A 16,370-nucleotide genomic window follows, 5' to 3' on the forward strand; every position below is an offset into this window, starting at 1 on the left:
CTACTCGGCCGCCTTCGCGCTGCGCGGCTTGACCGGGCCGGGGACGACGGTGGTGTCGAAGGGATCCGGCTCCGATCCGTTCGACGCGGGGGCGTTGGGGTTGCGCATGCTGTTGTGGGCGTTCTGCTCGGCCTGGCGGTAGTAGGTGGCCGAGGTGCCGAGCTTCGTGCCGACGTCGCCCATGTCGCCGCCTAGCTTGTCCAGCAGGGTCTTCCAGTTCGTGCCGCAGTCCTTGAGGGCAGATGCCATCTGCCAGCCCTGGAGGGTGCCGGCAGCTTGATTCGACGGCTCGGTGATCTTTGCCGTCTCCCCCGGTATCAGACTCCCGATGTGCTGCGCGCTCTGGCCGCAGCCGTCCAGTTCGCCAGGCTTGACCTTGAACTCCAAGCCCGCGTCAGGAACTGCCATGCATGCCCCCCATGCAGTTGGACTGGCCATCGGCCGGTCCATGTGTTCGAAAACTAAAGGCGTATGCTAACGGATTCCGTGCGAGGGAAATTCGATGGCCGTACGGAGATGGCGTGGCGGTCTCCCGACCACCGGTCGGATACCCTGCGGGGGTAAGCGGACACGGTGGGGGCGGAGCGGGAGGCGGGGCGTGAAGGTGCAGCAGCGGCCGTACGGCGCCCCGCTGCCCGGGGTGCTGCGGCTGGTGCTGCTCGCCGCGCTGCTGCTCGGCATCGTGACGATGCACACGCTCGGGCACCCGAGCGGTGGACACGGCGGGCACGGCGGGTCGGAGGGGCACGGGCCCCGGGTGACGGCGGTCCAGCAGCTGCCGGAACACCACGGGCCGAGCGCCGGTCCCGTGAGCGCCCATTCCGCGACCGCCGATTCCGTGAGCGCCCATTCCGCGACCGTCGACGGGATGGACCCGATGACGGTCTGTCTCGCCGTGCTGGCCGGCTGGACACTGGTGCTGCTGCTCGCCGGTCCGCTGCTGCGCCGTAGCGGTGACGCCGCCGCCGAGGTGCGGGCCCGGTTGTTGCGGGCCGTCCGCGCGCTGCCGCCGCCCGGGGGTGGGCGGGTCCTCCTCAGCAGACTTTCGGTGCTGCGTCAGTAGGCGCGTGCCGGTCGTTCCGTGCCCGCGCGCACTACTGCGTGCCCGCGCACGGAACGGCTGACGCGCCGTCCTGTACGTCCACACCACCCCTGCACGAGGTGCACTCCGTCATGCGCACACCCACCCGTCGTACCGTCCTCGGCGCCGCGCTCGCCGCCGCCGGGAGCGGCCTGATCGCCGCCTGCTCCTCCGGGTCCTCCGATCCGATGAAGGGCATGGACCACTCGTCCATGAACCGCGCCGCGCCGGGCGGCCCCGCCGGCTTCGTCGCCCCGAACGGCCCCGAGGTCGCCGCCGCCGAGGCGCGGCGCAGGCCCGGACCCCAGCGCAAGGTCGCGCTCACCGCCACCGAGACCACCCTCGACCTGGGCGGACGCACCGTCCGCAGCTGGGCCTACGGCGACCGCCTGCCCGGCCAGGAGGTGCGCGCCACCGTCGGCGACACCCTCGCCCTCACCCTCGCCAACCACCTGCCGCAGCCCACTTCGCTGCACTGGCACGGCCTCGCGCTGCGCAACGACATGGACGGCGTGCCGGGCCTGACCCAGGACCCGGTCCGGGCGGGGGCCTCCTTCGACTACCGCTTCGCCCTCTCCCACCCCGGCACCTACTGGTTCCACCCGCACTCCGGTGTCCAGCAGGACCGCGGCCTGTACGCCCCGCTGATCGTCGAGGACCCGAAGGAGCCGCTGCGCTACGACAAGGAGTGGGTGGTCGTCCTGGACGACTGGGTGGACGGGGTGGACGGCAGTACCCCGGACGCCGTCCTCGCCGAACTCGCCAAGGGCATGGGAGCCATGGGCGACATGGGCGACATGGGCGACATGGGAGCGATGGGAGCCACGGGCGGCACGGGAGCCACGGGCGGAATGGACCACTCGGGGCACGGCATGCCGGCCGCAGGCGCGGGCACGGGCCCGGGCACGGGGAGCGCCCCCGCCGGAGCCGCCGGCCCGTCCCGGATGCTGATGGGCGCCGCCAGCCCGCTGCTCGGCGGCGACGCGGGCGACGTCGCCTACCCCTTCCACCTGGTCAACGGCCGCCTGGCGACCGCCCCCGAGACCTTCACCGCCAAGCCCGGCGACCGGATCCGGATCCGGCTGATCAACGCGGGCGGCGACACCGCCTACCGGGTCGCCCTCGGCGGCCACGAGCTGACCGTCACCCACACCGACGGCTTCCCGGTCGAACCCGCCACCACCCAGGCCCTGTTGCTCGGCATGGGCGAGCGCTACGACGTGCTGGTCACGGCCGAGGACGGCGCCTTCCCGCTGACCGCCCTGGCCGAGGGCAAGAACGCCGCCGCGCTGGCCGTGCTGCGCACCGGTGGCGGCGCCGCGCCGGACGCCTCGACCCGCCCCGCCGAACTGGACGGCCGGCTGCTGACCGCCGGGCAGTTGAAGGCCGACCCGGGCGTCCGGCTGCCGGACAGGGCGCCGGACCGCACGGTGGTGCTGGAGCTCACCGGCGGCATGGCGAAGGCCGACTGGGCGTTCAACGGCCGCAGGTACGACCCGGCGCAGCGCCACCCGGTCGCGGCCGGGGAGCGGGTGCGACTGGAGTTCCGCAACAGCACCGCCATGTGGCACCCCGTCCACCTGCACGGACACAGCTTCGCGCTGGGCGCCGGCGGCCCGCGCAAGGACACCGCGATCGTGCTGCCGGGCACGACCCTGGCGGTGGACTTCGACGCCGACAACCCGGGCCTGTGGATGGTGCACTGCCACAACGTGTACCACGCGGAGACCGGCATGATGACGGTTCTCGGTTACCGCGCGTAACCCCGTCCGGTCCGTGAGACGCCGGGGCGGGGTGGTCCACCGCCCCGCCCCGGTGCCGACCCCGACCCGCCCGGTCACCCGTCCCGACCTGCGAAGCCATGACGTTTTCTTAACGCGGGCCGATGACGTCTCCTTAACGCCGGTCGCATAGCCTGGCGCACTGCCGTCGCCCGACGGCGCTTTTACGGGGTCTTTAAACAAGAGGTGCAAGGTGGTTTCGTCGGGTTCGACGGAGACGACGACGGAGGCCCCGTCGTCGGCGCGAATACGGCTCCGCAGCTGGCTCCTGGAGGACATGTCTCCGGAGAAGGCCGCCAGGGACGCCGCCGCGAAGGCGCAGCAGGACGGCGCGGAGCCGGGGGACTCCGCCGCCGAGGCCGGTCACGCTGCGCACACGGGCCAGCCGTGGTGGCGCGTGATGTGCCTGACCGGTCTGGACTACTTCTCGACGCTCGGCTACCAGCCGGGCATCGCCGCGCTCGCGGCCGGACTGCTGTCGCCGATCGCCACGATCGTGCTGGTGCTGGTCACCCTGCTGGGCGCGCTGCCGGTCTACCGGCGGGTGGCCCAGGAGAGCCCGCGCGGTGAGGGCTCGATCGCGATGCTGGAGCGGCTGCTGTCGTTCTGGAAGGGCAAGCTGTTCGTCCTCGCGCTGCTCGGCTTCGCGGCGACGGACTTCATCATCACGATCACCCTCTCCGCCGCCGACGCCAGCGCCCACCTGGTGGAGAACCCGCACCTGACCGGTGCCCTCGGCGGCAAGCAGATGGTGATCACGCTGATCCTGGTCGCCCTGCTCGGTGCCGTCTTCCTCAAGGGTTTCAGCGAGGCGATCGGCCTGGCGGTCGGGCTGGTCGGGGTCTACCTGGCGCTCAACGTGGTGGTCGTGGCGGTCGGCATCTGGAAGATCATCCAGGCGCCGCACGTCGTCACCGACTGGTCCAACGCGCTCACCACCCAGCACGGCAACGTCTTCGTGATGATCGGCGTCGCGCTCGTCGTCTTCCCGAAGCTCGCGCTCGGCATGTCCGGCTTCGAGACCGGTGTCGCCGTGATGCCGCACATCAAGGGCGACGCGGACGACACCGAGGCGAACCCGGTCGGCCGGATCCGCGGCACCCGCAAGCTGCTCACCACCGCCGCCGTGATCATGAGCACCTTCCTGATCGCGACCAGCTTCATCTGCACCCTGCTCATCCCGGCCAAGGAGTTCGAGAGCGGCGGCCAGGCCAACGGCCGCGCCCTGGCGTTCCTGGCGCACGAGTACCTCGGCGGCGCCTTCGGCAGCGTCTACGACCTGTCGACCATCGCCATCCTGTGGTTCGCCGGCGCCTCCGCCATGGCGGGCATGCTCAACCTGCTGCCCCGCTACCTCCCGCGCTACGGCATGGCCCCGCACTGGGCTCGCGCCGTGCGCCCGATGGTGATCGTGCTGACCGTCGTCGGCTTCCTGATCACCTGGCTGTTCGACGCCAGCGTCGACGCCCAGGGCGGCGCGTACGCCACCGGCGTGCTGGTGCTGATCAGCTCGGCGGCCATCGCCGTCACCATCGCCGCCTACAAGAAGCGCCAGCGCGGCTGGACGGTCGCCTTCGGGGTCATCGCCGCGGTCTTCCTGTACACCACCGTGGTGAACACCATGGAGCGCCCGGACGGTGTCAAGATCGGTGCCTGCTTCATCGCCGGCATCATCCTGGTGTCGCTGCTCTCCCGCCTCAAGCGGGCCTTCGAGCTGCGCGTCACGGACGTGCTGCTGGACGAGACGGCCGAGCGGTTCATCCGCGACTACGCCCACCGCCCGCTGCGCCTGATCGCCAACGAGCCGACCAACCGGGACGTCGCCGAGTACCGCGACAAGATCCGGCAGATCCGCGCCGACAACGACATCCCCGGTGAGGACGACCTGGTCTTCGTCGAGGTGACCGTCCGGGACGCCTCGGACTTCGAGTCCGAGCTGACCGTCCGCGGCCAGGTGCTGCACGGCCGGTACCGGGTGCTCACCCTGGAGAGCTCCAGCATCCCGAACGCGATCGCCGCCCTGGCGCTCACCGTCCGGGACCGCACCGGGCAGCGGCCGCACCTGTACTTCGAGTGGACCGAGGGGCACCCCTTCGCCCAGTTCCTGCGCTTCATCCTGTTCGGTCAGGGCGAGGTCGCGCCGGTCACCCGCGAGGTGCTGCGCGAGGCGGAGCCGGACCGGACGAAGCGTCCGCGGGTCCACGTCGGCTGACGCCGCCGCTTCCGCCCGCAGCGCGACGGCCCGCCCGGTCCAGTCAGGACCGGGCGGGCCGTCGGCGTTCGGGAGAGCACTCGGGAGTGCGTTCGGGAGAGCAGTCAGGAGGGGATCAGGAGGGCAGTCCGGAGGGGAGCCGCAGGACCAGGCCGGGCTGGATGAGGTCCGGGTCCTCGCCGACGGTGTCGCGGTTGAGCGCGTACAGCGCCGGCCAGCCGCCGGGGACGCGCAGGACGTCGGCGAGCTGGTCCAGGGTGTCGTCCTCGCGGACGGTCCACCGGCCGTCCACCGCCGAGCCGGGGGCGGGCGGCGGCAGGACGGCGTCGCGCCCGTGGTCGCGGGTGGCCTCGGCGGCCTCCTCGTCGCGGGTCCGGTCGTGGGACCGGTCGTGAGTCCGGTCGTGGGTCCGGTCGCGATCGTCGTCGCGCCCCTGGGCGGCGGTCCCGTGGGCGTGGCCGCCCAGGGCGCGGGCACCGCAGACCGGCCAGGGGGCGAGGCCGCGCCGCTCGGCCAGGTGCTGGGCGACGGCCATCTGATCCGCGCGGCTGGCCAGGTCGGCGCGCGGGGCGAAGGCCAGGCCGCCGTTCTCCCGCCAGGTGGGCTGGTCGAACTGGAGGCCGCCGAAGTAGCCGTTGCCGGTGTTGATGTGCCAGTTGCCGCTGCTCTCGCAGTCCGCCACCCGCTCCCAGTCGTACCGGCCGCCGTCCGTCCTCCCGCCCGGGTCGGCCCCGCGGTCGCCGCCCGGGGGTGCGGCGTGGGCCGCGGGGGCGGCGAGGGCCACGGCGAGGGCGCAGAGCGCGGTGGGAACGAGGCGGCGGAGGCGCGGGGTGGGAGGCATGGGCGGCTCTCAGGTCCGGGGACAGGGCGTGCACCACCCGGAGGCGGTGCGTTCCAACCGACGCACGCCGAGTGGGGCGCGTCGGCGCCGACACGACCGGGAGGTCACCCGCTCGGCCGTCCCGCACCACCCCCACGGCCCGCGGCCATCCGGCCGCACCCCCGCCTCGGGGGCCGACTCCCGGAGTGGCCGGGGACACCACCCGGCGGACTCGACGAAGCGGGACGGACGGACGATGCCGATCGGTCAGGACACCGCACGGGCCGCCCGGTGACGCGCTGTTCGTCGGCGCGGTGGCGGTGCACCGAGCAGCTGGTCCGGACCAGCGTTCAACTGCCGTTCGCCGTCAGCACGGTTGGTGGTGGCATGGACGTACCGTCCGGCTGGGAGCCTCCTCGGCGTTTCTCGGAGCTCAGGAGGCGGCAGTGGCACATTCCCCGGCACAACCCCAGGCGCAACCCCCGGCGCAACCTTCGCGCAGGACGGTCCTGCGGACGGGTACGGCGGCCGGCGCGCTCGTCGCGCTGCCCGCGTCCACCCTGCTGTGGACCCAGCCGGCCGTCGCCGGCACCCCCGGACCGGAGCAGATCCACCTCCAGTGGGGCGACGAACCCTCCCGCGAGATGACCGTCTCCTGGGCGACCGGCGCCTCCGTGAAGCGCCCCCGGGTGCGGATCGGCACCCCGCGCGGCGGCGCCGGCCGCAGCGTCGACGCGAGCAGCCGCAGCTACGTCGACGGCCTCAACAAGGTCGAGACCTTCACCCACCACGCCCGCCTCGACGGGCTGCGCCCCGACACCACCTACGTGTACGAGGTGCTGCACGACGGCGCCCAGCCCGTCCGCGGCACCTTCCGCACCGCCCCCGCCCGCGGGCGCGCCGCCTTCCGCTTCACCAGCTTCGGCGACCTCGGCACCGGCGACAACGTGTTCGCGAAGTCCTCCATCCACGGCGCCGCCGCCGTCCGGCAGGTCGAACAGTTCAACCCGCTGTTCCACCTCCTCAACGGCGACCTCGCCTACGCCAACAACAACCCGCAGCTCCAGCCGCAGGCCTGGAACGCGTTCATGAACAACCTGTCCAAGTCCGCCGCCGGCCGCCCCTGGATGCCCGCCCCCGGCAACCACGAGGTCGAGGCGGGCGGCGGCGACCTCGGGTACGCCTCCTACCTGACCCGCTTCGAACTGCCCGACAACGGCACCCGCGACCACTGCGGCAACTGGTACAGCTTCCAGGTCGGTTCGGTGCTGTTCATCAGTCTCGACGGCAACGAGATCGCCGTCGAGGACGACGCCAGCCTCGACCCCGCCACCGGGCAGTCCATCTACATCAGCGGCTACAGCGAGGGCGCCCAACTCCGCTGGCTGGAACGGGTCCTGTCACGCGCCCGGCACGGCAGCGCGGTCGACTGGATCGTCGTCAACCTGCACCAGTTCGCGGTGTCCTCCTCCGCCGCCAGCCACGGCGGCGACATGGGCATCCGGGAGAACCTGCTGCCGCTGCTCGACCGCTACTCCGTCGACCTCGTGCTGGCCGGCCACGACCACGACTACGAGCGCACCCACCCCGTCCGCGGCACCGAACCGGGCGGGCTGCTCACCCCCGCCGTCGTCGACGACGACCTGCGGCAGATCGACACCTCCGAGGGCACCGTCCACCTCATCCTCGGCGGCGGCGGCACCGCCGGCCACGACGACGTCTACCTGCCCGCCGACGCGGACGGCGTCCGGCAGGCCAGCGTCCGCACCCAGCGGCTCACCTTCAAGGCCGACCCGGACGCCAAGGAGAAGGCCCACTGGTCCGCGGTCACCGACCCCGACACCAAGTACCCGTACGGCGTCGCCGTCTTCGACGTCGACCCGGGCCGGTACCCCGGCGACCGCACCACCATCACCGTCTCCTACTACCACTCCGTCCCGGCCACCGCCGCCAACCCGCTCCCGGCACCCGTCCTGTACGACCGCTTCACCCTCTACCGCGACCGCAGCGACGGCTGGGGCGAGGACGAGAACGACGACGAGCAGGGCGAGCGCGCGAGCGCCGCCCGGCGCTAGCCGCTCCTCTCAGCAGGCCCGGCGCGCTGGTCCAGCGCGGCGGGCCGAGTCACGCCGTGGCGCGCACCAGCTGCCAGCCAAAGGTCCGCGCTGCGTTGATGAGGAGGGTGGGATGAGCGGTCCCAGCACGTGGCGGACGAACTCCGTGGACTCCTCCTGGCCCTCGGCAGGACCGCCCCCGCCCCCAACGGGTTCTGGGAGACCCGGCGCGGTCAGGGGCTCTTCGTTGCGGTGTCGGAGACGACGCGAACCGCGTCGGGCAGCAGGTGCAGCTCATAGGGTGTGTAGCAGTCCGACATCTCGCTTCCGACCACAGCGCCGCACCGACAGGCCCGGTTGGGCGGCCCGTCGCCTGGGGCTCCGCAGCATCCGGGTGGTCCACCCGGTGTCATATGCCAGGTGAGGCCGGGCGCGTCCTGGGGGTGCAGGACGAAGGTGTTCCGGGGCCCAGCCGAAAGGACCACTACTCCGTCGGCGTCGCTGATGCACGGGCCGCCCGGATAGGCGGGCGGGAACTCGTCCTGGTTCTCAGCGGGCACGAACGGCGGCCCGTGTGGCTCCGGGTCGACGGCGTACCGGCCGGGAGCCACGGTAGGGGAGGCCTGCCGCCGACCGTTCACGAGCACCCCATCGAACAGATGCCGAGGGGGATGGGCCGGAAGGGGTTCGAGGGCGGCTGTGAGAGCCTCACCGCAGGCAGCGCAATGAAAGGTCGTCATCGCCGTCTGTTTACAACATCGGCTCTTGGATCACAACGTGTTATCTCCGCTCGGGGAAGTGCCTCCCCCCGCTCAGGAAGGCGGCGGGGCCGACTTCCTGAGCGGGGGGAGGTCAGGCAGCCGCGGGTCGGTCGATGGCGGCGGTTTCCGGTGGGGCGAGCCAGACCAGGCGTGCGGTGATGCCGGGCCGACGGGCGAAGTGGCGCAGGGCTCGGTCAGCAGAGGGGAGGGTCATGCGGGCCCGCCCGTCGAGGCTGATCACATGCGTCGGGCCGGTGTGTTCGGCGAGCCCCCAGGCCACCACCCACCCGTCGCGGCGGTCCGGACGTTGCCCGGGACCAGCTGGAATATCTGCTGACCGTGAGCGAGTACCCGCACATCGACCTGCGGGTGATCCCGTTCGGCACCGGCAGCTTCCCGGGCTCTGGTGCCGGGATCGTGTACTTCGCCGCCGAAGTCCCACGGTTGGACAGTGTGCAGGTCGACGGGGACCGGTTCGAATTCATTGACACCGAACCGCAGCTGATCAAGTATCGAGCCGTGTTGGACCGGTTGGAGGCGAGCGCGCTCAAGCCTGACGCTTCCCGCGACCTTATCCGCCGTATCGCCCAGAGCATTTGAGACGGGAACCATCGTGGCCGATCAGAGCTGGCAGAAGTCCACATTCAGCGGCGACACCGCCAACTGCATCTACCTTGCCGACGTCTCCGGCGACGGCATCTGGATCCGTGAGAGCGATGTCCCTGGCACCATCATCTCAATCTCGCCCGATGTGCTCCGGGCCCTCCTGCTCGGCGTCAAGGCAGGGGAGTTCGACCACCTGACGGCCTAGGCGGGGGTCGGGGCGATCATGAAGGGGGATAGAAGGGCTCTGCCCTTGGCGAATCTGCGGCGGGCAGAGAAACGGCGTCCGGGGTCGGTCCGGGGGTGAGAGTGGAGGGGACGGCAGCTCCGCCTCGACCAGGAGGACCAGATGACTCCATTCGCCACCGTGCTCGCGCCGCGCGCGGAGGAGGGTGATACCCGGCCCGGCCCCTTCGACGACCACCTCGCCGCCCAACTGCTGGCCCAGCGCATCGTGTTGCTCGGTACCCAGGTCGACGACGTGTCGGCGAACCGGGTGTGCGCGCAGTTGCTGTTGCTGTCCGCGGAGGACCCGCGCAGCGACATCGGCCTGTACATCAACAGCCCCGGCGGGTCGGTCACGGCCGGGCTGGCCATCTACGACACCATGCGGCTGATCCCCAACGACGTCTCGACGTTGGCGATGGGGTTCGCGGCGAGCATGGGGCAGTTCCTGCTCACCACGGGGGCGCGCGGCAAGCGGTTCGCGCTGCCGAACGCGCGGATCATGATGCACCAGCCGTCGGCGGGCATCGGCGGTACGACCGCGGACATCGAGATCCAGGCGGAGAACCTGGAGTACACCAAGCGCGCCATCGAGCGGATCACCGCCGAGCACACCGGGCAGAGCGAGGAGACCATCGCCCGGGACGGCGACCGGGACCGCTGGTTCACGGCCGAACAGGCCAAGGAGTACGGGCTCGTGGACCGGGTGGTGGAGTCGGTCGCCGACATCCGCCCGGCCGCGTCCCGACGACGGATGGGGTTGTGACATGGGGTCGTACACGGTTCCGTACGTGATCGAGCGGACCGCGCAGGGCGAGCGGTCCTACGACGTGTTCAGCCGGCTGCTGAACGAGCGGATCATCTTCCTCGGCACCGAGATCGACGACGGGGTCGCGAACGTGGTCATCGCGCAGCTCCTGCACCTGGAGTCGGAGAACCCGGAGCGGGAGATCTCGATCTACCTCAACTCGCCCGGGGGGTCGTTCACTTCGCTGATGGCGATCTACGACACGATGACCTTCGTGCAGGCGCCGATCTCCACGTTCTGCGTCGGGCAGGCGGCGTCGACGGCGGCGGTGCTGCTGGCCGGCGGGGATCCCGGGCGGCGGTTCGTGCTCCAGCACGCGCGGGTGCTGCTCGGCCAGCCGGCCAGCGGCGGGCAGCGTGGGACGGTCTCGGACCTCAGCCTCGCGGCCAAGGAGATGGTGCGCATCCGCGCGCAGGTGGAGGAGGTGCTGTCCCGGCACACGCGGCACGACGTGGCGACGCTGCGGGCGGACATGGACCGGGACAAGGTGCTCAGCGCCGAGGAGGCGGTCGCGTACGGGCTGGCGGACGAGGTGCTGAGCCGGCGGATCGCGTTCAACTGAGCCCGGGCGGCGGCCGGTACCACGGGGGAGTACCGGCCGCCGGTGCGGTCAGGCCGCCATGCAGAGCCCGTCGTACTGCGCCGTGGGCGCGGTGCGGCCGTGGCTCACCCGGCCGTGGCCGATTCGGCTCCGGGTGTGCCGGGTCAGCTCGTCCTGGGCGAGCGAGAGCAGGTCGCCGAGGCCGAGCCCGAGGGCCTTGGCGGCGGCGGCGAGTACCTCGGAGGAGGCCTCCTTGCGGCCGCGCTCCAGCTCGGACAGGTACGGCATGGAGATCCGGGCGCTCTCCGCCACGTCCTTCAACGTCCGTTCCTGGGACAGCCGTTCGCGCCGCAGTACGTCGCCGACGAGGTCGCGCCACAGCGGCTCCTTCGGCGCGGGCGGCTGCGGGGCGCGTTCCGGCCGGTGGGCGCGACCGGACTCGCCGTGGCCGGACGCGCCGTGGCCGGACTCGCCGCGTCCGGACTCGCTGCGGCCGGGCGGCGTGGCCTGCGGGCGCAGTGGGATGACGCGGGCTTCGTTCGGGGCATGAGTGCTCACCCCTCCAGCCTAGGGATCCCGGGCGCGGGGGGAAGGGCGCGGCGTTCTGCCCTGGGTGAAGCCGAGTGGGGCCGGGTGAAGCCGGGTGGGGCCAGGGGCGGGGGGCCGGGTGGAGCCGGCCGGGGCCAGGGCGTGCGTCAGCCGGGGAGGACCCGGCCGAGGTGGTAGCGGAGCACGGCGGTGGCGTCCTCCGCCGTCCGCTGGTCGAGCAGCACGCTGAGGCCGAGGCCGGCCGAGACCGCCAGCAGGACGACGGCCTCCTGGCGCGGGTCGGCGGCCCCGGCGGCGGCGAGTCGGTCGGCGAGGAAGGCCTCCATCTCGTCGGGGGCGGCGAGGAAGGGCTGTCCGCCGAGGGCCGGGTCGGTGACGGAGAGGACGGCGTACTCGGTGTAGATGAGGTGGAACGCGCGGCTCTCCTCGTCGGTGGGGACGGCTTCGAGCAGGACCGCCTCGATGACGGCGCGCGGGTCGCCGCCCGCGCCGTCGGCGATGACGCGGTGCCGGACGCGCTCGCCCATCCGGGTGGCGAGGCGGGTCATGGCGGCGAGGAGCAGCTGTTCCTTGGTGTCGAAGTAGTACTGGACCAGCCGTACGGAGACGCCGGCCTCGGTCGCCACCGAGCGCATGGTGACGGAGTGGAGGCCGCTGCTCGCCGCCGAGCGGAGCAGGGCGTCGATGATGTGGGCCCGTCGCTCCTCGTGGTCCACCAGCTTGGGCATCGGGTTCCTTCCGGATGTTTTTGTGGTACAACCATACCATCAAAACCGGGAGGGATCATGACCAGGACCAGCGTCGGCCACTTCACCAGCGAGGCGGCGAAGGCGAAGTTCCTCGAGGCGTACGACCGGGCGATGGAGCTGTGGCCCGGCCCGCGGCAGGAGTTCGACGTCGAGACCGGGTACGGCAGCGTGCACGTCCACCGCTACGGCGCGCGGACCGGCGAGCCGATCGTGCTGCTGCACGGCCACGCCGGGCACCCGTCCAACTGGTACCCGCAGATCGCGGCGCTCGGCGCGCACCACCCGGTGTACGCCGTCGACACCCTGGACGACCCCGGCCGCAGCGTGCAGCGCGCCGTCGCGCCCGGGTCGGCGGAGAACGCGGAGTGGCTGGGGGAGGTGCTGGCGGGGCTCGGGCTGGAGCGGGTGCACCTGGTGGGGGTCTCGTACGGCGGCTGGCTGGCGCTCAACCAGGCGATCCACGCGCCGGAGCGGCTCGCCTCCGTCACCTCGCTGGACCCGGGCGGCATCGAGAAGGTCCCCGCGCGGTTCTACGCCCACATGATCGGCGGGCTGTTCGGCATGCTCGCGCCGCGGCCGCTGCGCCCCGCGGTCGGGCGGCTGCTGGCCAACCCGGCGCTCAGTGCGCCGCGCGAGATGATCGCCCCGTTGATGCTCGCGATGCGCAGCTACAAGCCAGGCAGCCGGCCGCCGGCCCGGCCGTTCACGGACGGGGAGTTGGGGTCGATCGGGCTGCCGGTGCTGGTGCTGGTGGGCCGGCGCAGCGCGCTGCTGCGGCCGCGTCAGGTGGTGGAGCGGGTGACGGCGCTGATCCCGGGCGTGCGGGCCGAGATCCTCGAACGGGCGGGCCACGGGCTCAACCTGGAGCAGCCCGAGACGGTCAACGAGCGCTTGCTGGCCTTCGTCGGTTCGGTCGGACGGGGGCGGGAGACGGCGTAGCGGACGGCGGTCGACCGGGGTGGCGAGGGTGCCGGGTACGACGAGGCCCGCGACGGGCGCGGCAGGGCGGGCGGATCCGGTGACGGTGTGAGACCTTCCGTCAACTGTCGGCCAGGTGTAACTTCTCCGCCACCCGGCTACCGGTCGGTAGCCATCTGGCTGCCCGACAGTCGCCGACGTCGGAGTTGTCCAGACTTCTCGGAGGCCACCCGTGTCACCCGTCACCCGCCGCACCTTCCTCGGCTCGGCCGCCGCCCTCGGCGCCGCCATCGGACTGGACACGGCCCTGCCCGGCGCGGTGCCGGGCGCGCAGGCCGCCACGAACGCCACGACCGGCAGCACCGGCAGCACGGGGACGATCCGGGACGTCAAGCACGTCGTGGTGCTCATGCAGGAGAACCGCAGCTTCGACCACTACTTCGGCACCCTGAGGGGCGTGCGCGGTTTCGGCGACCGCACCGCCCTGCAGATCGCGGGCGGCACCAGCGTGTTCAACCAGCCGAACGGCAGCGGACGGCAGTACCCCTGGCAGCTCAGCAGGACGAACACCTGGTGGTGGGGCGTCAGCGCCGAGCAGCTCGCACAGTGCGACGGCTCGCTCGACCACTCCTGGTCCACCCAGCACCAGGCCTGGAACAACGGGAGGATGGACTCCTGGATCGCCGCCAAGGGCTCGGACAGAACCATGGGCTTCATGGCCCGCGAGGACATACCGTTCCACTACGCGCTGGCCGACGCCTACACCGTCTGCGACGCGTACCACTGCTCCATCCTCTCGGCCACCGGCCCCAACCGCACCTACCTGTGGTCCGGCACGATCGACCCGGCCGGCACCGCGGGCGGACCGGCCTACGACGGCGGCTCCGAGTCGGGCCTGCGCTGGCAGACCTACGCCGAGGCCCTGCAGAACGCGGGCGTCAGCTGGAAGGTCTACCAGAACGCCAACGACAACTTCGGCGACAACGGCCTCGCCTACTTCAACCAGTTCACCGGTGCGCCGAGTTCGAGCCCGCTCGCCCAGTGCGGCATGGGCTCGGTGCCCGCCGGCACCGGCTCGACCCCGGACGACATCGCCGCCGCGATCCGGGCCGACGCGCTCGCCGGCACCCTGCCCCGGGTCTCCTGGGTGGTGGCCAACCAGCTGTTCTCCGAGCACCCGGACGGCCCGCCGGAGAACGGCGCGCACTTCGTCAACCTGGTGCTGCAGGCCCTGGCGGCCGACCCGGACGTCTTCGACTCCACCGTCCTGTTCCTCAACTACGACGAGAACGACGGCTTCTTCGACCACGTGCCCCCGCCCTCGGCCCCGGCCGGCACCGCCGGCGAGTTCTGCCAGGGCACGGCGATCGGCCTCGGCTTCCGCGTCCCGATGATCGTGGTCTCGCCGTGGAGCCGCGGCGGCTGGGTCGACTCCCGGGTCTACGACCACACCAGCGTCATCCGCTTCCTGGAGACCTGGACCGCCGCCCTGGGCACCCCCGCCGTCTGCCCCAACATCAGCACCTGGCGCCGCCAGGTCTGCGGCGACCTCACCGGCGCCTTCGACTTCGCCAACCCGGTCCGCGGTGTGCCCGCGCTGCCCGACACCAGCGCCACCATCAGCCAGGCCACCGCCAATCTCCAGATCAACCCGAGCCCCGGCACCAACTCCATGCCCGTCCAGGAGCCCGGCACCAAACCCGCCCGCGCGCTGCCCTACCAGCCCAACGCCTGGGTGGACCGGATCGAGTCCGCTGCCGACGGCCGGACCCTGCTCTGGATCGACCTGGCCAACCAGGGCCCGCAGGCCACCGCCTGGGCGCACTACTCGATCCACGCCAACGCCTACCGCACCGAAGGCCCCCGGCAGTACACCGTCGCCCCGTACGACGCCGGCACCGGCACCGACGGCAGCGCCCGCGACTCCTTCGACATCGGCGCCGGCTCCGGCAACGGGCAGTACGACCTCACCGTGCTCGGCCCCAACCGCACCCTGCGCCGGTTCGCCGGCAACGCGACCACCGCGGGCCGCACCGCCGAGGCCACCACCTCCTACGCGCCGGCGCCGGACACCGGCCGGCCGGCGCTCTGGTTCGCCATGACCAACACCGGCACCGGCGCGGTGACCTTCACCATCACGGCCACCAACTACCGGACCGGCAGCTGGACCTACCAGGTCGCCCCGGGGGCCACGGTCAGGGACTACTTCAACGCCGTCACCGTCGCGCAGGGCTGGTACGACTTCACCGTGACCGTCAGCAGCGACCCCGCCTGGAGCCGCCGCGCCACCGGCCACCTGGAGACCGGCGCCGCCAGCGTCACCGGCTGACTGCCCCGGCTGACCGCCCGGCTGCTGGTGCCGTACCTGCTGTGCTCGGCGCTGACCTGGGCGGTGTGGCTGCGGCGACGGCGGTGACGCCGTGCTGCCGGCGGGTCGTCGTCGGGGCGTCGCCAGGTCGTCGCCGGGTCGTCGTCGGAGCGTCGCCGGGTCGTTCGTACGACGATCGGACGACCCGGCGCGCGGGCGGGCGGAGCGGCGGTTAGCGTCAGCCGCACCACGCCCCACACCCCCGGAGGTTGCAGTGCAGCGGTGGATCGTCCTGACGGTACTGACCACGGCCCTCACCGGCCTCGCCGCCCCGGCCCAGGCCGCCGCCCCGTTGGCGGCCCCGGCCGAGGATGCGGCCATTACCACTGTCACCCTCGGTGACGTCGTGATCGACCCGAAGGTCCCCAGCCGGGCCCGGGTCGACGTCAGCTACCTGTGCTCGGTCGCCGACGAGGCCCGCTCGCTCACCGTCTCCCTCGAACAGCAGGACCCGGAGGACTCCTCCTCCAAGGCCTTCGGCTCCAGCCGCACCCCGGAGGCCGACATCGTCTGCGACGGCACCGTGCAGCAGCGGCAGCTGCTCGTCCAGTCCAAGACCGTCAACTGGATCCCCGGCGCGGACGCCGTCCTCATCGCCACCGTCTCCAACATCGGCGCCACCCCGTCCGCCGCCGCCGACTCCCGCCGGGTGAAACTCGCCGTCGGCTGATTGCCCTACGCTCGTTGCCCTGCACGTGAGGGAGGGCACGAGTGGTCAGTGAAGCGTCGAACTCGATGAGCGGGGTCTCCGTCGGCGGACCGGCCGTACAGGCCGGGCACATCGAGAACCTGTACCTGGGTGGGGGGGGGGGGGGGGGGGGAGGGGGGGGGGGGGGAGAGGGGGGGGGGGGGGGGGAGAAGATATACCCCGGCAACTTCCGCCGCAAGGTCATCTCCGTC

The 16,370-nt window shown here is 72.3% G+C and carries 14 protein-coding genes and 1 pseudogene; 11 read left to right on the forward strand and 4 right to left on the reverse strand.

From position 1 onward, the window contains the following. Nucleotides 1-408, reverse strand: a complete 408-nt coding sequence (locus ACZ58X_RS27960; RefSeq protein ID WP_470336349.1) for a hypothetical protein — start codon at nt 406-408, stop codon at nt 1-3. 190 nt (nt 409-598) lie between these two features. On the opposite strand from ACZ58X_RS27960, the gene ACZ58X_RS27965 reads away from it, so the two are divergent. The 3 genes from ACZ58X_RS27965 (at nt 599) to ACZ58X_RS27975 (ending at nt 5,074) form a co-directional block, all read left to right on the forward strand. Beyond that, nucleotides 599-1,063, forward strand: coding sequence for a DUF6153 family protein (locus tag ACZ58X_RS27965; RefSeq protein WP_470336350.1), 465 nt, complete (start codon nt 599-601; stop codon nt 1,061-1,063). A 110-nt stretch (nt 1,064-1,173) separates the two neighbouring features. Continuing rightward, nucleotides 1,174-2,844 carry a multicopper oxidase family protein gene (locus ACZ58X_RS27970; protein ID WP_470336351.1) on the forward strand — a complete coding sequence of 557 codons (1,671 nt, stop codon included), beginning with the start codon at nt 1,174-1,176 and terminating at the stop codon, nt 2,842-2,844. 295 nt (nt 2,845-3,139) lie between these two features. Then, on the forward strand, nt 3,140-5,074 hold the full coding sequence (locus ACZ58X_RS27975; protein ID WP_470336352.1) for an APC family permease: 1,935 nt from the start codon (nt 3,140-3,142) through the stop codon (nt 5,072-5,074). 115 nt (nt 5,075-5,189) lie between these two features. Here ACZ58X_RS27975 and ACZ58X_RS27980 read toward each other — a convergent pair whose 3' ends face one another. Next, complete coding sequence (locus tag ACZ58X_RS27980) at nt 5,190-5,915, reverse strand: transglycosylase family protein (protein ID WP_470336353.1); 726 nt, start codon at nt 5,913-5,915, stop codon at nt 5,190-5,192. 425 nt (nt 5,916-6,340) lie between these two features. On the opposite strand from ACZ58X_RS27980, the gene ACZ58X_RS27985 reads away from it, so the two are divergent. The 5 genes and pseudogenes from ACZ58X_RS27985 to ACZ58X_RS28005 all read left to right on the forward strand — a co-directional run bounded on the left by ACZ58X_RS27985 (nt 6,341) and on the right by ACZ58X_RS28005 (nt 10,907). Next, nucleotides 6,341-7,969 carry a purple acid phosphatase family protein gene (locus ACZ58X_RS27985; protein ID WP_470336354.1) on the forward strand — a complete coding sequence of 543 codons (1,629 nt, stop codon included), beginning with the start codon at nt 6,341-6,343 and terminating at the stop codon, nt 7,967-7,969. A 1,043-nt stretch (nt 7,970-9,012) separates the two neighbouring features. Then, a pseudogene (locus tag ACZ58X_RS27990) lies at nt 9,013-9,309 on the forward strand (Scr1 family TA system antitoxin-like transcriptional regulator); the annotation flags it as partial. A 13-nt stretch (nt 9,310-9,322) separates the two neighbouring features. Next, the gene (locus ACZ58X_RS27995; RefSeq protein ID WP_470336355.1) at nt 9,323-9,520 is read left to right on the forward strand and encodes a DUF397 domain-containing protein; all 198 of its coding nucleotides are present in this window, start codon (nt 9,323-9,325) and stop codon (nt 9,518-9,520) included. 141 nt (nt 9,521-9,661) lie between these two features. After that, the gene (locus ACZ58X_RS28000) at nt 9,662-10,303 is read left to right on the forward strand and encodes a ClpP family protease (RefSeq protein ID WP_470336356.1); all 642 of its coding nucleotides are present in this window, start codon (nt 9,662-9,664) and stop codon (nt 10,301-10,303) included. 1 nt (nt 10,304) lies between these two features. Continuing rightward, the gene (locus tag ACZ58X_RS28005; RefSeq protein WP_470336357.1) at nt 10,305-10,907 is read left to right on the forward strand and encodes a ClpP family protease; all 603 of its coding nucleotides are present in this window, start codon (nt 10,305-10,307) and stop codon (nt 10,905-10,907) included. A gap of 48 nt (nt 10,908-10,955) precedes the next feature. Here the strand turns inward: ACZ58X_RS28005 and ACZ58X_RS28010 are convergent, their stop codons facing one another. Further along, a complete protein-coding gene (locus ACZ58X_RS28010) occupies nt 10,956-11,444 on the reverse strand; it encodes a helix-turn-helix domain-containing protein (RefSeq protein WP_470336358.1) in 489 nt (162 codons plus the stop codon). A gap of 137 nt (nt 11,445-11,581) precedes the next feature. Beyond that, nucleotides 11,582-12,163, reverse strand: a complete 582-nt coding sequence (locus tag ACZ58X_RS28015) for a TetR/AcrR family transcriptional regulator (RefSeq protein WP_470336359.1) — start codon at nt 12,161-12,163, stop codon at nt 11,582-11,584. 57 nt (nt 12,164-12,220) lie between these two features. On the opposite strand from ACZ58X_RS28015, the gene ACZ58X_RS28020 reads away from it, so the two are divergent. From ACZ58X_RS28020 to ACZ58X_RS28030, 3 genes are all read left to right on the forward strand, one after another. Further along, entirely contained in the window at nt 12,221-13,123 is a 903-nt protein-coding gene (locus ACZ58X_RS28020; protein WP_470336360.1) for an alpha/beta fold hydrolase, read from the forward strand. Between the two features lie 211 nt (nt 13,124-13,334). Beyond that, a complete protein-coding gene (locus ACZ58X_RS28025) occupies nt 13,335-15,431 on the forward strand; it encodes a phosphocholine-specific phospholipase C (protein WP_470336361.1) in 2,097 nt (698 codons plus the stop codon). Between the two features lie 253 nt (nt 15,432-15,684). Continuing rightward, entirely contained in the window at nt 15,685-16,140 is a 456-nt protein-coding gene (locus tag ACZ58X_RS28030) for a hypothetical protein (RefSeq protein ID WP_470336362.1), read from the forward strand. Nucleotides 16,141-16,370 lie beyond the last annotated feature (230 nt).

It is taken from the genome of Kitasatospora sp. NPDC040550 (assembly GCF_055594965.1).